This window comes from Collinsella aerofaciens (genome assembly GCF_040920445.1).
In the GTDB taxonomy this organism is placed as follows: domain Bacteria; phylum Actinomycetota; class Coriobacteriia; order Coriobacteriales; family Coriobacteriaceae; genus Collinsella; species Collinsella aerofaciens_BH.
This window is the reverse complement of sequence record NZ_JBCOTQ010000045.1, coordinates 1-19,897: the sequence shown is the minus strand read 5'-3', so window position 1 is coordinate 19,897 and position 19,897 is coordinate 1. Positions and strand designations below refer to the sequence as shown.

Annotated in this window: 17 protein-coding genes; all 17 read right to left on the bottom strand. The window is 60.4% G+C overall.

The features are described 5' to 3' along the window. Nucleotides 1-339, bottom strand: a 339-nt coding sequence (locus AB5405_RS07665) for an arsenate reductase family protein (protein WP_368138076.1), incomplete at its 3' end; no start/stop codon positions are given. 92 nt (nt 340-431) lie between these two features. Continuing rightward, nucleotides 432-1,484, bottom strand: a complete 1,053-nt coding sequence (locus AB5405_RS07660; RefSeq protein ID WP_161115426.1) for a MupG family TIM beta-alpha barrel fold protein — start codon at nt 1,482-1,484, stop codon at nt 432-434. Between the two features lie 117 nt (nt 1,485-1,601). Next, entirely contained in the window at nt 1,602-3,032 is a 1,431-nt protein-coding gene (locus AB5405_RS07655; protein WP_368138075.1) for a PTS transporter subunit EIIC, read from the bottom strand. Between the two features lie 57 nt (nt 3,033-3,089). After that, on the bottom strand, nt 3,090-4,013 hold the full coding sequence (gene murQ / locus AB5405_RS07650; RefSeq protein ID WP_368138074.1) for an N-acetylmuramic acid 6-phosphate etherase: 924 nt from the start codon (nt 4,011-4,013) through the stop codon (nt 3,090-3,092). A 10-nt stretch (nt 4,014-4,023) separates the two neighbouring features. Continuing rightward, nucleotides 4,024-4,875: a MurR/RpiR family transcriptional regulator gene (locus AB5405_RS07645; protein ID WP_055310345.1), complete on the bottom strand. Its 852-nt coding sequence runs from the start codon at nt 4,873-4,875 to the stop codon at nt 4,024-4,026. 204 nt (nt 4,876-5,079) lie between these two features. Next, complete coding sequence (locus AB5405_RS07640; protein ID WP_368138073.1) at nt 5,080-5,661, bottom strand: VanZ family protein; 582 nt, start codon at nt 5,659-5,661, stop codon at nt 5,080-5,082. 104 nt (nt 5,662-5,765) lie between these two features. Beyond that, nucleotides 5,766-6,371, bottom strand: a complete 606-nt coding sequence (locus AB5405_RS07635; protein WP_368138072.1) for a recombinase family protein — start codon at nt 6,369-6,371, stop codon at nt 5,766-5,768. A 177-nt stretch (nt 6,372-6,548) separates the two neighbouring features. Beyond that, the gene (locus AB5405_RS07630) at nt 6,549-8,684 is read right to left on the bottom strand and encodes a ribonuclease R family protein (protein WP_368138071.1); all 2,136 of its coding nucleotides are present in this window, start codon (nt 8,682-8,684) and stop codon (nt 6,549-6,551) included. Between the two features lie 123 nt (nt 8,685-8,807). After that, nucleotides 8,808-9,728, bottom strand: coding sequence for a permease-like cell division protein FtsX (ftsX, locus tag AB5405_RS07625; RefSeq protein ID WP_117734382.1), 921 nt, complete (start codon nt 9,726-9,728; stop codon nt 8,808-8,810). Continuing rightward, nucleotides 9,715-10,935, bottom strand: coding sequence for a cell division ATP-binding protein FtsE (gene ftsE / locus AB5405_RS07620; protein WP_368138070.1), 1,221 nt, complete (start codon nt 10,933-10,935; stop codon nt 9,715-9,717). The genes ftsX and ftsE overlap by 14 nt, the downstream gene beginning before the upstream one ends. 449 nt (nt 10,936-11,384) lie before the next feature. Next, nucleotides 11,385-12,326, bottom strand: a complete 942-nt coding sequence (locus tag AB5405_RS07615) for a transketolase family protein (protein ID WP_195234684.1) — start codon at nt 12,324-12,326, stop codon at nt 11,385-11,387. Between the two features lies 1 nt (nt 12,327). Beyond that, the gene (locus AB5405_RS07610; RefSeq protein ID WP_055285663.1) at nt 12,328-13,158 is read right to left on the bottom strand and encodes a transketolase; all 831 of its coding nucleotides are present in this window, start codon (nt 13,156-13,158) and stop codon (nt 12,328-12,330) included. A gap of 207 nt (nt 13,159-13,365) precedes the next feature. After that, complete coding sequence (locus AB5405_RS07605) at nt 13,366-14,256, bottom strand: YitT family protein (protein ID WP_117564199.1); 891 nt, start codon at nt 14,254-14,256, stop codon at nt 13,366-13,368. Nucleotides 14,257-14,423: 167 nt separating this feature from the next. Further along, the gene (gene prfB, locus AB5405_RS07600; protein WP_368138069.1) at nt 14,424-15,572 is read right to left on the bottom strand and encodes a peptide chain release factor 2; all 1,149 of its coding nucleotides are present in this window, start codon (nt 15,570-15,572) and stop codon (nt 14,424-14,426) included. Next, complete coding sequence (secA, locus tag AB5405_RS07595; RefSeq protein WP_368138068.1) at nt 15,572-18,379, bottom strand: preprotein translocase subunit SecA; 2,808 nt, start codon at nt 18,377-18,379, stop codon at nt 15,572-15,574. Before secA ends, prfB begins: the two co-directional genes overlap by 1 nt. A gap of 307 nt (nt 18,380-18,686) precedes the next feature. Next, nucleotides 18,687-19,112, bottom strand: a complete 426-nt coding sequence (gene rpmE, locus AB5405_RS07590; protein WP_006235303.1) for a 50S ribosomal protein L31 — start codon at nt 19,110-19,112, stop codon at nt 18,687-18,689. Between the two features lie 367 nt (nt 19,113-19,479). After that, nucleotides 19,480-19,824 carry a hypothetical protein gene (locus AB5405_RS07585; protein WP_117757882.1) on the bottom strand — a complete coding sequence of 115 codons (345 nt, stop codon included), beginning with the start codon at nt 19,822-19,824 and terminating at the stop codon, nt 19,480-19,482. Nucleotides 19,825-19,897 lie beyond the last annotated feature (73 nt).

The following is a 19,897-nucleotide window of genomic DNA, read 5'->3' as shown; positions in this document are numbered from 1 at the left end:
GGTCGCTTCCTTAAACCCAGGAATCGCAAAGTCGTCGCCCACCAGCAGCGGACGCTTGACCAGCATGCCGTCGGTCGCCAGCAGCTCGCAGCACTCCTGATCCGTCATGCCCGCATCCAGACGCGCCTTCAGGCCCAGCTCTCGATATTTCATGCCCGACGAATTAAAGAAGCGCCGCACCGGCAGCCCCGAACGAGCAATCCAGGTCGCAAGCTCATCAGCCGTGGGATTGTCCAAAACGATATCGCGATCGATATACTCTACCCCATGTTCGTCCAGCCATGCCTTGGCCTTCTTACAGGTCGAGCACTTGGGATATTCAACAAACAGTACAGTCATGGGAATCCTCCGAATATAGATCGGCCAACGCAGGCACACGCCACACGAGGCGCCTTCGTATGATGGGCCAATTGTAGCCCGCGGGTCACACGTTAAACGAACCGTACCCCGAATCCGCGCTTGATAAACGGCAGCAGTTCCATTGCCTCGGGCGTGATATGGCCCGCAACGTTCATGCGCTCGTCACCGGGAAGATCGACCCGCGCAATCTCAAGCTCGCCTTCGTAGCGCCCATATCCGCTATTGCTCACAGCGATCGACCCCGCCTTTCGCGGCAGGCCGGCTCCGGCATCCGTCGGCACGGAATCCGGCTTAAGCTTCGTACGTGACTCCTGAGACCTAAAGATGAGGACACTCGAGTCGGGCCGGTCGTGATGAATCTGCCCGCGCACATAGGCATAACCGGGCTCAAGCTCGCATTGCAGGTCCACGTATCCGGCGGAAACTTGAGCAAACTGCGCCCAGCCCGCATCGGAAAGATCGGGGTCGCCGACCAACACAATGTCGCAATCGGCGCCATGTGCAAGCTCAAGCATATTGAGGGCAACCTTTGACGCGCGACCGCGCTGCGCCTCGACCGTCGGCAGTCCCTCGAATACCGGCCCGCGAACGTTAGCATCACCCGGCACAAAAGCCATGATTTCGAATCCAAGCGCCGCAAGACGAAGATTCGTCCGAGCAACATCTTCAAGAGCTAAACCGGTATAAGGCTTGGGGTAAAAATTGTGGCAGGCGGCAAAACGAGTCACATCGGCACCGGCCTCACGCCACGATGCGATTTCATCAGAACTCACCGTCGATGCATTGACCACAATGCGAAATACACCGGACAGCTCCGCGACCCGTTGGGCGCTAAAGCCATAGTCCAAACGAAGGTATTCCAACCCCAGATCGCGCAGGTCCTCGATGCGCTCAAGCCCAAGCAAATCGCACGTGCGAGGCCCCACATCGGCAATGAGCGCAATGCCACGGGCGGAAAGCAGCGACAGCACATGACGGACCTTATCGGCATACGCCGCTCCCCCATCCTCGGGAATATGCAGCGAGGTGAACGCGTAGCGCGCACCCGCCGCGGCACCACGCTCAATCGTCCGCTCAATATCCTGCAAAGGGCTGGAAAGATAAATCGAAATACCCGTTTTCACGCTTCAACGCTCCTTTAAAAAAGGCCGGCGGAGCAGTTAGCCCCGCCGGCACAACCATAGCATCAAGAAATCTGCCGCGCGCCGCGAACCCCGAGCAACACGGCTCGCGATATCAAACTACTCGCCAAAGAACTCATTGATCTTCTGCTCGTCGACGCCAAAGAACCACGTCAGGACAAAGCCGGCGGCATAGGCAAGCAGCATAGCGGCAACGTAGCCGAGCTGCTGGCCAGGAACGACGATCAGCAGGCCAAACAGACCGGAAACGCCCTGAGAAACCGTGCCGATGTGAAGCAGCGCCGCGAGCGCGCCGCCAAATCCGGCACCCAGGCAAGCCGTCACAAACGGACGAACGAGCGGCAGCGTAACAGCATACATCAGAGGCTCGCCCACACCCAGGATTCCAACGGGAATGGACTCTGCGACGTACTTCTTGAGCTTGGCGTTCTTGGTCTTAAAGTACAGTGCCAAACCGGCACCGACCTGGCCGCCACCAGCCATCATAAGGATGGGAAGCAGGTAATTGATACCCTTGGTAGCACCGTCGGGATCGTTGAGCATAGCGTGGATCGGCGTGAGCGCCTGATGCAGGCCGACGGACACCAGCGGCAAGAAGCCTGCCGACAGGATATAGCCACCCAGGACGCCCAGCTTCTCGAAGATAAAGGTCAAAACGCTAAAGATGGCAGTCGTCAGCCATGCGCCTACCGGCTGGATGACGAGCATCAGAGCAAAGGCGCCGATGATGAGCACCAGCAGCGGGGACAAGAACGTGTCGAGTGCGTTGGGCATAACCTTGCGAATCTGACGCTCCATCCAGGCAAAAAATGCGCCAGCGATGAGAGCCGCGATCATGCCGCCCGCTGCGGGGTTGTACTGCGCATTGGTGAGCGGCAGCAGAATGGCAGTGGCAGGATCAGCCGCGCCAGGCGCAAGCAGGGGCATGGCACTGTTGGCGATACACATCATGCCGGCGATGCCGCCCAGTGCAGCGGAGCCACCAAACTCACGTGCCGCGTTATAGCCCACCAAGATGGGCAGATAGGCAAACAGGGCCCAGCCCATGGAACGAATGCCCTGGTACCACCACTCGCCTGCAAGCGCTCCTGCCGTCGAGACGTTAATGACGTTGCAGATACCGTTGATGAGGCCAGCCGCAATGATGCCGGGAAGCAGGGCGACGAAGACATTGGAAATCTTCTTGAGGAAGGCCTGAACCGGCTTGGACTCGTACTTGGCCTTCTGCGCGGCCTTGTTTGTGGCCGCAGCGTCAACCACGCTCTCGTCAGCAACGCCTTTCGCAAGGCCGGTGAGCTTGGAGAACTCCTCGAGCACCTTATTCACCTTGCCCGGACCCAGCACGATCTGCATCGTGTCGTCCTCGACCAGGCCCATCACGCCGTCGAGTGCCTTAATGCCCTCCGCGTCGACGTTGCCCGTGTCTTTGACGGTCACGCGCAGGCGCGTCATGCACGCCGCGTTTGCCAGCACGTTGTCTTTACCGCCCAAAAGGTCCAGCAGCTTTTGAGCCAGCTCTTTGTTCGTCATAACTCCTCCTTGTATTGGGTATCTCGTCTGGATGTCATATCAGCTCACGCCGCGCACCTATTGGGCATCGGCGTTGCTCTTCTCATGGCCACTCACCGCAGCACGGACATGGCCTCGCGCCCGCTCAAGAGCTACCGCAGCCTGCTCGGCATCGCAGTCCAGCAGTACCGAGACAATAGCGGTTTTTACGTGGCCGCCGGCATCTGCAAGCGCCTGAACAGCGCGCTCGCGCGTGCAGCCGGTCGCCTCCATCACGATGTTCTGGCCGCGCACCACCAGCTTCTCGTTCGTCTGCTGCACATCGACCATCAGGTTTTGGTATACCTTGCCGATCTTGACCATGGCACCGGTCGAAATCATGTTGAGAATGAGCTTTTGAACCGTTCCCGCCTTGAGCCTCGTTGAGCCGGTCAGCACCTCGGGACCGGGCACAGGCTCAATGGCAAGATCTGCGCTCTCCCCGATCTTCGACCCTTGGTTGCAGGCAATTGCAATGGTCTTGCACCCAGTTGCCTTGGCGTGCACAAGGCCGCCCACCACATAGGGAGTACGACCGCTTGCCGCCAGGCCAACGACAAGATCCTTGTCCGAGAGTCCACGCTCCCGCAGGTCGCTCTCGCCAAGCTCCTCGCTGTCTTCGGCACCTTCGACAGCCTTGATAAACGCCGTCTCGCCTCCGGCAATGAGCCCGACAATCAGATCGGGTGACACGCCAAACGTGGGCGGACACTCCGAAGCGTCGAGTACGCCCAGACGACCGCTGGTGCCTGCGCCCATGTAAAAGACGCGCCCGCCGCGCTCGAGTGTCTCAGCAGCCCAGTCGATTGCTGTGGCAACCTGGGGCAACACTTTCGTGACCGACTGGACGGCACGAAGATCCTCATCGTTCATCGTCGTGACGATTTGCAGCGATGTCATCGTATCGAGGTCCATTGACCTTTGATTACGCTGTTCGGTCGTGAATTGTGTTAAATCGAGCATTTCATTCACCTCATCTTTCTTGTTTCTCGATGTAGTTTTGCTTAATGACATGCGTCGCCCGTTCGTAGTCGCTGGCAACGTAAGCAGCGTACAGGGCATCGACAACCATAAGCTGGGCCATACGCGAAGCCATGGCACCGCTGCGGACCAAGGGTTCACTCGCAGCGACGCCGAGCACGGCATCGGCCATGGTGGCAAGCTTGGATGATCCATCTACTTTGGTAACGGCCACGACGGGACAGTTGTGACGTTGAGCCTCGGCGGTGCAGTCCAGCACCTCTTGCGTCAAGCCCGAGTAGCTAAAGGCGATTGCCATATCGCCCTCATGCATGTTCTTGGCACATAAGAGCTGATCATGCCAGTCGTCGTACAGATGGCACTCTTTGTCGACACGCATGAGCTTTTGCGCCAGGTCGTGCGCGACCAAACGAGAGGCACCAATACCGAACAGATTGACCGCGCGTGCCCGCTTAAGACGGGCCGCGCATCGCTCCAAGACGGTGTAATCGAGCGTTCGCGCCGTCGCCTCGATCGTGCGCACGTTGCTTTTCATCACCTTCCCCACGATACGTTCGACGCTGTCATCCATGGAGATGTCCTCGAGGGCTACGTCTTTCTTGTCACCTAAGAGTGCCAGCTCGGCAATCAGTTCGCGCTGGAACTCCTTGTAGCCCGCAAAACCCAAACGCTTGCAAAAGCGCAAAATGCTCGAGGGCGAGGAGAACGTGACATCGGCAAGACCGCGGACGGACAGCCCGACTACCTCGTGCGGATGAGCGCTTACATATGCGATGACATTGCGTTCCGCCGGGCTCGCGCTGAGCTCACGCTCGCGAAGCCGCAAAAGCAATCCGTTTGCCATCTCAAACACCTCCGTTGAGAAGAATTAAAGACCAACGAACGATTCGTACCGGATACAAACAGCTTTTGCGGTACATTGTGCCGCATCGTGGCGCACAAAGGGCGAGCGTTCTACCGCTCGCCCCTCAAATCCGACCGCTCGGAAATACGCGCGACACAAAATAATTCAACGAGGTCGCATTATCAGAAACGGGTTTGTTACCGGCTAGCGCCTCGCATGGGCGCCGATCGGCCGAGTCGCATGGCGCACCAACGCCGCTGCCAGCAATACCAACAGCATGGCGGTGATATAGCCCGCAGCATCGAATCCTAAATCGATAACGTCGAAATGCCTGCCGGGAACAAAGATCTTATGTACCTGATCGCCAACAGAGCAGGCGGCGCAAAAGAGCAATACGGGCACGCAACGGGAGCATACGCTCCACGGACGCCTGGAAAAGCAAACCACGACCACCGAGGCGAACAATCCGACGAAGAAAAACTCTACGGTATGGGCAACGCGACGGACGTTTGTGCCCACCCACATGCGAATGGAAGCAAGTCGGCCAGACCGGACATTCGAGGCAGCCGAATCGGTGCCCCCGGTCATTCCGTTCTCCGTCTGGGCTTCACCCGTGGCATCGGCGGCCTGAACGCCCGTAGCCTGACCCTCCACCACACGCGCGGTGGACTCGCTCAGCAACGACGTCTCCACCGCATTTTGCTCCGTCAGCACCCAGATGCCCGCCAGCGTTACAGCGAACAGAACGATCGCGGTCCATCCGATTATTTGTTTTACGCGCGCCAAGGGCCAACCTCCTTTTTTGAATATCAGCGAGTGTAGCCCCAAATGACATCGTCACCGTATCAAAATTTGAATCGCAACAGGAAGCGACAAAGCGACGCAAACCCCTACCCCGCCTCGCGCATCCAGCGATCGAACGTCCCCACGCACACGCCCAGGCACTTTGCTGCCTGGCTGCGGGTAATATCGCCCGCCTCATAGCTATCGCGCACCAGCTCAAACTGAGGAGGGCACGGCTTGCGAGGTCGACCGAAACGGACCCCTCGAGCCCGCGCCGCTGCAATTCCCTCCGCCTGGCGCCGATGGATATTCTCGCGCTCCACCTGCGCCACGTAGCTCAGCAGTTGCAGCACAATATCGGCAATCAGGGTGTTGGTCACATCCGGCGCGCCGCTGGCCCTGATGCGCGTGTCAAGCAATGGCATGTCCAGCACCACAATGGCAACCCCGAGCTCCTTGGTAATGCGTCGCCATTCCTCAAGAATCTCGGAGTAATTACGACCAAGTCGGTCGATAGAAAGCACCACCAGCACGTCCCCGTCTCCCAGGACGTGCAGCAGCTCGCGATAATGCGGCCGATCGAAGTCCTTGCCGCTCGCATGGTCGGCATAAATATTCGCCGAGCCCACGCCATAGGCGCCCAGCGCATCCAGCTGCCGATTCAGATTCTGATCTCGCGAACTCACCCGCGCATAACCGTACACCGTCGCCATCTCATCCCCGCTTTCTTGTAAACCTGCCAAAAAGGGACAGGTTTATTTTGGTAGGTTTTACCTCTCAAATAGCAGGTAAGCGGGCGGCCGAACAGGCGGCAAGGTAGTCACGATTCAAATGCGAAGGGCGGTCCCGAAAGGCCGCCCTCCGCTCGCACACCATGAGTCGGGATTTGGCTAATGGATAAGCTTAAAGTCCAAGTGCCCACGCGTGGTATTGACGCGCGAGACCTCGACGATCACACGCTGCCCCAGTTCGTAACGAGTGCCCGTGTCGGCACCCGTCAGCGTAAGCGCATCCTCGTCGAACTCGAACCACTCGTTGCCCAGGCTCTTGATTGAAACCAAGCCTTCGACCTGCGTTAGGTCCAAGCGCACAAAAAGGCCCATGCTGCTAACCCACGAGACGGTTCCGGCATAGCGCTCGCCCAGACGGTCCTCATAGTACTGGGCAATCTTGATCTTTTGCGTCGCATGGCTGGCGGCATCTGCCGCGCGCTCGGCATCGCTGCATGCGCGGCAGATCTGCGGCAGAATGCGCGGCAGCGACTCGCGCCCCTTGCCGATCAGCCGCGGCGTACGGACCAAGGCGTCCTTGCCGCCGAGCTGCTCATAGGCCAACTGCAGTTTGAGCACGCGGTGCACCACCAGATCGGGGTAGCGACGGATGGGACTCGTAAAGTGACAGTAACACGGCGCGGCGAGCGCAAAGTGGCCCTCGTTGCGCGGCTTGTACAGCGCGCGCTGCATGCTGCGCAGAAGCAGCGTGTTGACGAGCGGTGCGTTGGCCGTACCGGCGGCGGCATCAACTGCAGCCTGTAGCTCGTCGGGACTCCCCAGGGCAATACCGGCAGCACGGCGATCGTCGATGATGCCTAGCTGCGCCAGCGCAACGGCGGCACCGTGCAGGCTATCGGGGCTCGGATCCTCATGCACGCGATAGCAGGCCTCGATACCACGGTCCGCCAGCCACTCTGCAACGCACTCGTTGGCGAGCAGCATGGCTTCCTCGATAAGCGACGTGGCACACGAACGCTCACGCGCCACAATCTGCACGGGCACTCCGTCCTCATCCAATAGAGCGCGAATCTCGGCCGTGTCAAAATCGACTGAGCCGCGGGCGCGACGAATACGACGGCGAAGTTCGGCGAGTTCGTTGGCGGCGACAAGGAAATCGCCGAGGTCGATGTTGTAGCCGCGGGCGGCCTCCTCGCACGCAAGACCGCGCTCAAGCGCTTCCTCGCGCAAGGCCTCAGCAGCCGCAACATCCTCGGCCGCGCCCTCCAGCACCGAATACTCAACCGCGCCGGCACGCACCAGCAGCGCCTCGGCGCCATCATAGTCCATACGCACACGCGAGCGAATCACGCTGGGATACGGATCGTAATGCCGCACGCGACCCTGCTCATCGAGCTCGATATCGACGGTAAACGCAAGACGGTCCTCGTCAGGGCGAAGCGAGCACAGGTCACAGGACAGGCGTTCGGGCAGCATGGGAAGCACGCGATCGGCCAGATACACCGATGTCGTGCGATGGCGAGCCTCAAGATCGATATGCCCGTCCCAAGCCACATAGTGTGAAACGTCGGCGATATGCACACCCAGCTTGTAGCCGCCCTCGGGCATACGCTCCAGCGAAATGGCATCGTCAAAGTCGCGCGCGTCGACCGGGTCGATCGTGATGACAAAGCGGTCGCGCAGATCGCGGCGGAGCGGGTCCTTAAGCGCCGCGGACACATCGAGCGAAAGCCCCTCGGCCTCGTCTAGCGCGACCTCGGGATAGCTATCGGTATAGCCGTAACGCGCCATCACATATTGAACGCCCAAATCGGGCGCGTCATCTCCGCCAATGCGGCGTTCGATCGTCACAGTGCCCGATTCCAGGCGCGTCGGGTAGGTCAAAATGCGCGCGACAACGACATCGCCCGGGCGGACGCCCAGGCGATCCGCCGAGGTATCCTCGGGCAGAATGAAGAAGTCGGCCTTCAGGCGTGAATCGAGCGGCTCAATCACACCGAGCGGACCGGCGGTCTGGTACGTGCCCACCACGCTTATGGCTGCACGCTCAACCACGCCCTCGATCACGGCGCGACGCTCGCCATGCGGGCTGTTCTTAATGCTCACGGCAACGGTATCGCCGTCCATGATCTCACGCTTGCCGCGACCCATGACCTTGTAGTCGCCATTCTCGGTTATGACATAGGCACTGTGTTCATGGAGCTGCACGCGTCCGGTCAGGCTCGGACGGCGTTCGCTGCGCACCGGCGCGCGCTTATTGCGAGCTCCACGCTTATGCTTGTTATTGCGCCCCATGGCGCCTCCTAACTATCGATTGCCGTTTACATCCCAAGAGTCTACCCAAATGATCCCTAGGGGACAAAAAACGGGCCGCCCCATAAGAGACGACCCGTTGGAAGGGATGAATTCCAGGCATGCCTACACGCGCAGGTAGCGGCGCATGGCGATGGCAGAACCAAAGAGACCGATAATCACGCCGACCAGAATCAGCGCAGCATAGGTCACCAGGTAGTACTGCATCGGCAGGGCAAACGACATCCAGCCGATGCTCTCCTGCAGACGCGGAATCATCAGATTGCGCAGCAGCTCCAGAACGCCGATGGAAAGCAGCGAGCCCAAAATGGCCTGCAGTACACCCTCGGTGATAAACGGGCCACGAATGAAGCCGTTGCTGGCGCCCACCAGGCGCATAATCGCAATCTCGCGACGACGCGCCGTGATGGACAGGCGAATCGTGTTGTTGATAAAGATGAACGCGATAAAGGTCAGCAGGCCGACGAGCACCACGGCGGCAATACGGATGTAGTTGGTCACCTGGAACAGGCGGCTTACTTCCTCCTGGCCATACAGTACGCTCGCGTTGACGTCGCCGTCGTCCGCGATCTTTTGGAAGTCGGCATTCTTCTTGAGCTTCTTGGCCGTGCTCTCGACCTGAGACGGATCGTCCATCTCAATCGCAAACGAGGCGGGCAGCGGGTTCTGGCCGTCGAGCGCGCTCATGGTGGCGTCGGCGTTACCCGACATCTTGCTCGTGTACTCGGCCAGCGCGTCGTCCTTATCCTTATAGGTCACGGACTTGACGTTGCTCCACGTCTTGAGCTCGGCCTCAAAGGCCTGGACGTCTGCCTGATCGGCGTCATCGCTAATAAAGGCATTAATGACAACCTGATCCTCGACGGTACCGATCACGGAGTTCAGCATCGCGGAGCCCATGATGAACAGGCCGATGATAAACAGCGAAAGGAAGATCGTGATGACGGCGCCGAGCGAGGTAGTCCAGTTACGGAAGAAGTGGCTGATTGCCTCTTTGAAGGAGTAGCCCACGTTAGTTGGTGCCATAGTTGCCGTAACCTCCCCTCTCCTGGTCGCGGATAACGTGGCCGCCCTCGAGGGCGATCACGCGACGGTGCATGCTATCGACCATCTCGCGGTCGTGCGTGGCGACGATCACGGTGGTGCCAGTGCGGTTAATACGCTCGAGCAGCTTCATGATGCCCAGCGAGATCGCCGGGTCGAGGTTACCCGTGGGCTCGTCGCAGATCAGCAGCGGCGGACGGTTGACCATAGCGCGGGCGACGGCAACGCGCTGCTGCTCGCCACCGGAAAGCTGGTCGGGCAGCGAGTCCATCTGATCGGCCAGGCCGACCAGACGCAGCACCTCGGGCACCTGGCTGCGAATGACGCCCTTGGGCTTGCCGATGCACTGCAGGGCAAACGCCACGTTTTCGTAGGCGGATTTTTGCGGCAGAAGCTTAAAGTCCTGGAAAACGGCGCCAATCTGGCGGCGCAGGAACGGAACCTTGCGGTTCTTGATCTTCATGAGGTCCTGACCGGCAACCAGGATGCGGCCGCTCGTCGGCTTGACGTCGCGGTTGAGCGTCGACAGCAGCGTGGTCTTACCCGAGCCGGAGTGACCGACCAGGAAGACGAACTCGCCCGGATAGATCTCGATGTTGATGTCGTCGAGTGCAGGCTTGTTGGGCTGTGCCGGATAGATCTTGGTGACATGCTCCATAAGGATGACGGGCTCGACACCAGCCTGCTTGGCCATCTTCTTGCGGCTGGCCTGCGGATCGATGGGCGCAAACACCGACGTAAAATCGGGGTTGTTGAGCGCGTTATCGAGGCTTGCGACCTCGGCGGCCTGATCGCTCTCGACCACCGGGGCAGCAGGCTGCGTGGGGTCGGGAATAGCAGCAAAGAGACCGGACTGCGCAGGCTGAGGAGCCGGCGTCGCAGGGGCCAAGGGGTCGGGAATGCCGGCCATGGTAGGCTGCGGCGTGGCGGCGCCAGTCTGAGGCTGCTCCACGCGAGCGGTCACGGCCTGAACGGGCTCAAAACCCGCCGTGCCAGAAAGCGCGACATCGCTGTTGGGATTGTAGGCAAAGGGATCGGATGCCGGCTGTGCCTGATCTGCCGGCTGAGCGGGGACCTGAGCAACAGGCTGGCCCTCTGAATCCGGAGTGGCGAAACGACTGCCCTGGACGCCTGTCTGCGTCTTGGGGGCATCATCGCCCGCACCGGAGGTACGGAAGTGGTTACCCACTGGTGCTCCTTATCGTCGTGCGTTTAAACTACATGAGCGCTTTGTATTTTAGCAGCATTAGCTTTGCTGCACATAAGAAGCATGGCGTGCTTAGGGATCCCGTCGGCCGGGCACAGGGCTACTCTCCAAATCGTCCTCGGACATGTCGGAGCCCCCGCTGCGCTCTTCGCGCGGCGGGGGCTCCTCCGTCCTGCGGAAAGATTTGGAGAGTAACCCTGTGCCCGGCCTGCGGTAACTAAGGGGTCGCTGCGTTTTACTTGGGTGCAGCAGCGCTATGCTTGGGGGCTGAATTGCACTTGGCTGGGATGGGCCCGTTTCCCGGAGGAGGCCTTTACTTGGTGCGGGCCTGATTTGTTTGTTGCCGACAAAAAACAGGGGCGCCCTCTTTGGGGACGCCCCTGTTCTGGTTTGCATGTGGTTGTTGAGGCGATACTTTGCCTCGTCTTGCCCTAGGCCAAGAACTCCTTGGTGGTCGCCACGATGTTGGCGGCGTCCAGGCCGTACTTGTGCAGGAGCTCGGCACCCGGGCCGGACTCGCCGAAGGTGTCGTTGACGCCGATCTTCTTGAGCGGCGTCGGGCACTGCTCGCACAGGACGTCGGCGACGGCGCTGCCCAGGCCACCGATCACGGAGTGCTCCTCGACGGTCACGACGTGGCCGGTCTTAGTGGCGCTCTTAACGATCAGGTCGGCGTCGATGGGCTTGATGGTGTGCATGTTGATGACCTCGGCATCGATGCCCTCGGCAGCAAGCTGCTCGGCGGCCTCGAGCGCCTCGCCGACCATCAGGCCGCAGGCGATGATGGTGACGTCGGTGCCCTCGCGCATGACGATGCCCTTGCCCACCTCGAACTTGTAGGTCTCGGGGTCGTTGATAACCGGCGAGGCCAGACGGGCGAAGCGCATGTACACGGGGCCGTCGCACTCGTAGGCGGCGCGCGTCACGGCACGGGCCTCGATGTCGTCGGCGGGAACGATCACGGTCATGCCGGGGATGACGCGCATGAGGGCGATATCCTCGCAGCACTGGTGCGTGGCGCCATCCTCGCCCACCGAGATACCGGCGTGCGTGGCACCGATCTTAACGTTAAGGTGCGGATAGCCGATGGAGTTGCGGACCTGCTCAAAGGCGCGGCCGGCGGCAAACATGGCAAAGCTGCTCGCGAAGGCGACGCGGCCGGTGGTTGCGATACCGGCGGCAACACCCATCAGGTTGCTCTCGGCGATGCCCACATCGAAGAAACGGTCGGGGCAGGCCGCCTTGAACTTGCCGGTCTGCGTGGCGGCGGCCAGGTCGGCGTCGAGGACCACAAAGTCATCGTGCTCGTTGGCGAGCTCGACGAGGGCCTCGCCGTAGCTTACGCGCGTGGCGATTTTCTTGACGTCTGCCATCCTAGAGCTCCTCTCCGGCGGCCGTGAGCTCTGCCATGGCCTGCTCAAACTGTTCATCGTTGGGGGCCTTACCGTGCCAGCCCACCTGGTTCTCCATAAAGGAGACGCCCTTGCCCTTCATGGTCTCGGCGATAATGGCGGTCGGCTGACCCTTGGTAGCGCGGGCCTCGGCAAAGGCGGCGCGGATCTGGTCGAAGTCGTTGCCGTCGGCGAGCTCCACCACATGGAACTTGAAGGCGCGGAACTTGTCGGCGAGCGGCATGGGGTCGTTGACCTCCTCGACGGGGCCGTCGATCTGCAGGCCGTTGTGGTCAACGATCACGCAGAGGTTGTCGAGCTGCTGGTTGCCGGCAAACATGGCGGCCTCCCAGACCTGGCCCTCCTCGCTCTCGCCATCGCCCAGCAGGGCGTAGGTGCGATAGTCGTCGCCCCAGTGCTTGGCGGCAACGGCCATGCCCACAGCGGCGGAGATGCCCTGGCCGAGCGAACCGGTGGACATGTCGACGCCCGGGGTGTCGTTCATGTTCGGATGGCCCTGCAGGTGGCTGCCGATATGGCGCAACGTCTCGAGGTCCTCCTTGGGGAAGAATCCGCGCTCGGCGAGCACGGCGTACAGACCAGGCGCGCAGTGACCCTTGGAAAGCACGAAGCGGTCGCGGTCGGCCTTGCGGGGGTCGGCAGGGTCGACGTTCATTTCCTCAAAGTACAGATAGGTCATGATGTCGGCAGCGCCGAGCGAACCGCCCGGATGGCCGGACTTGGCAGCGTGCACGCCGGTGACGATGCCCTTCCTTACCTCGTTGGCAACCTTTTTGAGCTCTTCGTCGCTCATTGTGCCTTCCTTTCATCCTCATTAGACAAAATGCGCACGGCACAGAAGGTCGTCCCAACACAGCCGCAATGCACGTACGTCATTCATTATGCTGGAAACTGATGGCTTTACCAGAGTTTTTATCATTATTTGAACAATTTAGCAGGCAGAACCGCTGATGAAACGGTTTATCAATGTGAACGTCTTTTGGATGGAACGCGATCGACCCTACGCGCTAATGTCCTTGAATCCCTCGCCGAAGGCTTCCGTAACGTCAGCGACCGTCACAATGGCGTGAGGATCGCGCTCGCGCACGATCGTCTTGAGGGTATTGAGCTCTCGACGGCTCACGATGACCATAATCACCGGCTTCTCGGCACCCGAATACATGCCAGTCGCCTTAAACTTGGTGCAACCTCGACCCAGACCATACATGATATCGGCAGCGATATCAGGGAACTTGTCCGAGATGATGAGTACCATACGGCGTTTGTTGCCACCATCGACCACGGCATCGATCACGTAGCCGCTAATGACCATCGAAAGGCCTGCATACAGTGCGTTTTCGATTGAAAAGACCGGAGCCGACAGCGCACACACGGCAACATCGATCGCCATGACGGTCGAGCCAACCGGCAGCGATGTGTTGCGCGAGATAATCTGACCGATGGTGTCAGAGCCGCCCGTGTTGGCACCGGCGCGCAGCACCATGCCGTAGCCGATGCCCGTGATGATACCGCCCCACATAGCGGGCAGCATCAGGTCGGCATGTGCCAGCGGCGCCACAAACGGGGCGAACAGATCGGTAAAGAAGCCCAGCAGCACAAAGCCCGTCGCGGTCTGCACCACGTAGAACATGCCGCCCTCGCGCATAACGACCAGCAACAGCAAGGCGTTCATCACGATCGTCTGAATACCAACGGGAAGCGATAGGCCGCGCGATGCACCGACCGCCTGGATAATGGTGGCAAGGCCCGTAACGCCACCGGCAGCAAGGCCGTTGGGAATCAAAAACAGGTCGGTCGCAATAGCGGCCAGAGCGCACCCCAACATAATCTGGGGCAGATCGTGAAAAAAGTTCATCGAAAGAATGCGCTTGATGTCCAGACGATATGCCATGCTGCCTCCCTCAAAAAAGCGCACCCCATCGGATGCGCTTTGAACTTCTTCTTGTATTGAATTCTACCGATTCGCCGGACAGAAACCACCCCTGCGATGGGTTTGCTCTGGATACAAAACCACACTGCTCGGAGGGCTTTAATCCATTTCCACATAAACCGGGCGGTTTAAGCAGACGGGGTCTCCGTGTCAGCGTTGCCAGTGGCCCAGCGATGGTAGCCAATAACAAACGGGTCCAGGTCGCCATCGTCAAGAACGGCCTCGACATTGCTGGTCTCCACGCCCGTGCGCAGATCCTTGACCATCTGGTACGGGTAGAGCACGTAGCTGCGAATCTGGTTGCCAAAACCAATCGTGGTCTTGGGCCCGCGGATCTCATCGAGCGCCTCGGCGCGCTTCTCGAGCTCAATCTCGTACAGGCGAGCCTTGAGGATCTGCATGCACGCGGCCTTGTTCTGGATCTGGCTGCGCTCGTTTTGGCAGGTAACCACAATGCCGCTCGGGAAATGCGTCACGCGCACGGCGGAGTCGGTGGTGTTGACGCCCTGACCGCCCGGGCCGCTCGCGTGGTACACGTCCACGCGGATGTCATCGGGGCTGATCTCGATGTCGATATCATCGGGTAGCACGGGGATGACCTCGACGCCGGCAAACGTGGTCTGGCGGCGCTTCTTGTCGTCGGTGGGGCTAATGCGAACCAAGCGGTGGACACCGGCCTCGGCGCGCAGCATGCCAAATGCGTCCTTGCCCTCGACGGTAAAGGTCGCGCGGTCGATGCCGATGACCTCGGCCGCGGGACAGTCGTTGATGGTGACCTTCCAGCCGCGACGCTGGCAATACTTCATGTACATCTTAAAGAGCATGAAGGTCCAGTCCTGGGCCTCCAGACCACCCTGTCCGGGCTTGATGGTCACAATGGCATCGCCGTGATCGAACTCACCGGTAAACCAGCTCGAAAGCTCAAGCTCATCGATGGCACGGGCCAGGCGTTCTGCAGTAGCGGCAGCCTCCTCGCGCAATGCGGCGGCGTCGGGGTCATCCCCCATCTCCTCGGCAAGCTCCAGCGCCGCGCGGGCGTCAGATAGCTCGCCGCGCGCGGTATCCACGGCAGCGATATCTTCCTTGGCGCGAGCGATCTCCTCCATGGTGGCACGGGCGGCGTCGGCGTCATCCCAAAAGCCAGGAGCAACACTTTTGGCCTCGAGCTCGGACACGCGGGTACGCTTCTCGTCCAGGTGGAGATACGACTCGACCTCGCCGAGCCGGTCCGCAAACGCGTCCAGCTCGGCGGGCGTTACCTCTAAAGCCTCAGCCATTAACGATTCCTGCCGTGGCAGTACTTAAACTTTTTGCCGCTACCGCAGGGGCACGGGTCGTTGCGGCCCACGTTGACGTACGGATCGTCGCTCTCGGACTTGCGATAGGTGGTCACCTTGCCACCGTTGTTAACGGCAGCCGGACCACCCTGGACAGCCGTGCGGGCCTGCACCTGTGCCTGCTTGCGCAGTACCGAGTCGCCGTTGTCGCCATCGACCTCGGCAGGACCGGAGAAGCGCGCACCCTCGAGCGCGGGCTCCTCCTTGTGCTCCATGGCACGCGGGGCAGCCTTGATCTCGATGCGCAGAACCGTGCGCAGGTAATCCTCATACATGGTATCGACGAGTATCTGGAACGCGCCGTAGGCCTCGGTCTTGTACTCAACCAGCGGGTCGCGCTGGCCAAAGCCGCGCAGGCCGATGCCGGTCTTGAGGTAGTCCATCTCCTGCAGGTAGTTCATCCAGCGGGTATCGATGACGCGCAGCATGACCTGGGTATTGAGCTCGCGCATCAGGTCCTCGCCCAGACGCTCGGCCTTCATGTTGTAGCACTTCTCAACATAGGCCAAGACATCGGCAGCCAGGGCTTCAAAGTCCTCGTCGGGGAACTTCGGCGTATCGATGTGGCCGGTGAGCTCCACAACCCACTTGCGCAGGCCCTCCAGGTCGCGCTCGCCCTCGTGGCTGTCCTTGGTGCAGAACTCCTGCACGCAGCGGTACACGGTATCGTGCATGACCTCGGTGATGTGGTCGGTCAGGTCCTTGCCGTCCAGAATCTTGTTGCGCTCGGCGTAGATGACCTGGCGCTGCTTGTTCATGACGTCGTCGTACTCAAGGACGCTCTTACGCATGGAGAAGTTGATGCTCTCGACCTTGTGCTGGGCGCTCTCGACGGCCTTGGAGATGATCTTGTGCTGAATGGGCATGTCGTCGCCCATGTCGGCCGTGACCATCATCTTGGAGACGCGGTCCATCTTGTCGCCGCCGAACAGGCGCATGAGGTCGTCCTCGAGCGACAGGTAGAACTGGGTCTCGCCCGGATCGCCCTGACGACCGGAGCGGCCGCGCAGCTGGTTGTCGATACGACGGGACTCGTGGCGCTCGGTTCCGATAACGGTCAGGCCGCCGGCGGCAAGCACGCGCTCGCGCTCGGCCTTGCAGGTCTCCTTGGCCTCGGCGTTAAACTGCTCGAGCTGCTCGGGCGTCACGTCCTCCATGGTCAGGCCCTCGTACTCAAGGCGCTCGCGCACCAGCTCGTCGGGGTTGCCGCCCAGCAGGATGTCGGTACCACGACCGGCCATGTTGGTGGCGATGGTCACGGCGCCGTAGCGTCCGGCCTGGGCAACGATGTGGGCCTCGCGCTCATGGTGCTTGGCGTTGAGGACCTCGTGTGCGATGCCGCGCTTGGTAAGGGCGGCGGACAGCTTCTCGGAGCTTTCGATGGAGACGGTGCCCACCAGGACCGGCTGGCCCTTGGCGTGACGTCGCTCGACGTCGTCGGCAACGGCGTTGTACTTGGCCTGGATGGTGCGGTACACCAGATCCTCGTGGTCAACACGCTGAACGGGCTTGTTGGAGGGGATGACCTCGACGGGCAGTTTGTAGATCTCGCGGAACTCGGCGTCCTCGGTGAGTGCCGTACCGGTCATGCCGGAGAGCTTGTCATACAGACGGAAGTAGTTCTGCAAGGTGATGGTGGCCAGCGTCTGGTTCTCCTCGCGCACGAGCACGCCCTCTTTGGCCTCGATGGCCTGGTGCAAGCCCTCGGAATAGCGGCGGCCTTCCATGATGCGGCCGGTGAACTCGTCGACGATCTTGACCTCGCCGTTGGTGACCACGTACTGCTTGTCGCGATGGAACATGTACTGGGCCTTCAGCGCCTGCTGCAGGTGGTTGACCAGCTGGCCCGAAAGGTCGGCGTAGATGTCATCGATACCCAGGCGGCGCTCGATCTTCTTAAGACCGCGCTCGGTGGCGGCGATGGTGTGCTTGGCCTCGTCCATGACGTAGTCGCCCGTGGGCTCGACGTCCTCGGTGGCGGTGAGCATGTCGTGCGACACGTCCTCACCGCGCTCCAGGCCGCGCACGGCACGCGCGAAGTCCTTGTAGGTGCTGGCGGACTTAGTGCCGGCGCCCGAGATAATGAGCGGCGTCCTGGCCTCATCGATCAGGATGGAGTCGACCTCGTCGACGATGGCGTAGTTGTGACCGCGCTGCACGCGCTGCTCGGGACGGGTGACCATGTTGTCGCGCAGGTAGTCGAAACCGAACTCGGAGTTGGTGCCATAGGTGACGTCTGCCTGGTAGGCCGGACGCTTGAGCTCGAGCGGCATGTTGTTCTGGAGCAGACCGACGGTCATGCCCAGGTACTTGTAGATGCGGCCCATCCACTCGGAGTCGCGCTTTGCCAGGTAATCGTTGACGGTAACGACATGCACGCCCTTGCCGGCGATAGCGTTGAGGTAGCCGGACAAGGTGGAGACGAGCGTCTTGCCCTCGCCGGTCTTCATCTCGGCAATATGACCCTCATGAAGCGCCATGGCGCCGATGAGCTGTACGTCAAAGTGGCGCATGCCCGTGATGCGCTTGGAAGCCTCGCGCACGGTGGCAAAGGCCTCGGGAAGCATGTCGTCGAGCGACTCGCCGTTGGCGTAACGCTCGCGGAACTTATCGGTCTGGGCGCGGAGTTCCTCCTCGGTCATCTTCTCAAACTGGGGCTCAAGACCGTTGATCTGGTCGACGATCTTGTAGTAGCGCTTAAGGTCCTTATCGGATCCAAAGGACAGCAGCTTTGACATGAATCCCATGTGGTTTTCCTTTTTGGCCATCGCCCACGCCGTGCAGCTGCGGGCGAGTTAAACACAGATGATTGTACTTTAGCCAAACAAGGCGCGGCCTATACGGTCGACCTCGGCCGCCACGTAATAACTACGACCAACCTGCCACAATGGAACAGGTTAATTTTGGAGGGTTTATCTGGGCAAACGCCGCCTCTCCGCCATGTGGTGCCATGGGGACAGGTTAGTTTGCACTAATCAAAAAGAAAAGGGCCGTGCACCCAAATGGATGCACGGCCCTCATGCCATGAATGCGAGCGATTCCGCGGCGAGCTATTTACTCAGCAGCCTCGGTGGTCTCGGCCTCGGCAGCGGCCTCCTCGACGGGAGCCTCTGCGGGAGCCTCGGCGGCCTGCTTGGCAGCCTCCTCGGCGAACTTAGCGGCACGCTTAGCCTTCTCGGCAGCCTTAGCCTCAGCGGCGGCCTTGCGAGCGGCCTCGGCCTCAGCAGCCTTGGCGGCCTTGGCGGCCTTGGCCTCCTCAGCCTTCTTGAGCTGGGCGGCAGCGGCGCCACCGAACTTGTCGGCGAAGCGCTGGACGCGTCCACCGGTGTCGACGAACTTCTGCTGGCCGGTGTAGAACGGGTGGCACTCGTTGCAAAGCTCGACCTTCATCTCGGACACGGTAGCGTGCGTCTTGAAGGTGTTGCCGCAGGAGCACGTCACCGTGCACTCGACATACTGGGGATGGATACCCTGCTTCATGGTAGGACTCCTTATTGGTCAGGCGCTGGTTACCGATCAGCGCATAAGGCGTCTTGGTTTCCGACCAAGACAACAAACTCGGCTATGGTACCACGGCGCCGCGTGTCCCACAAAAGGTTCACGGTCTTTTCGGAACGACACGAATCTGACCCATCGAAACACATCTCCACCGTTCCTTCAACTGGGAAAATGCCGTCCCCGGGGCCTGAGAAGGGCCCCGGGGACGTTCGACTGACTGCGGGAACGGCCTTTCCGCTCAATGTGTTCGGCTGAGATCGGAAATCAACCAAACTGAACTAGGTTCAGTTGACATGGTTAAAAACGAGGGGCGACGCTTTTGCGTCACCCCTCGTCCCGGCCGGTTGCTTTAGTTGTACACACGGTAGTTACACTTGAACTGGGTTATGTGTCCATAGCTGGAGCGGTACCAACCCGACGTATAGCTGATTGCCTCTGCGCCTAGATAGTCGTAGCCCTTGTTGTAGCGAAGCTGACGGTAGGTCGTGTCGTACTCTGCTACGTAAAACGTGTCTCCAGAGAAGGCTTTGTACCGGTCCTTAACCGTCGAAGCCATGTACGCGGGTTCGACATCGCCTTTCTCCCCGTTGAGCGCATAGACGGGTGCCGCGATTCCGCATAAAGCCGTTGCCACGAGGATGGCGTAGACAGCCATGCGCGACGCATTGGACTTCAGCTGTTCAAATAGTTTCATGTCATTCACCTCGCTCGTATGTATCGAGGTATTCCTGCTTGAGCGTCTGCGAGGACGACTCGGTCTTTTCCAC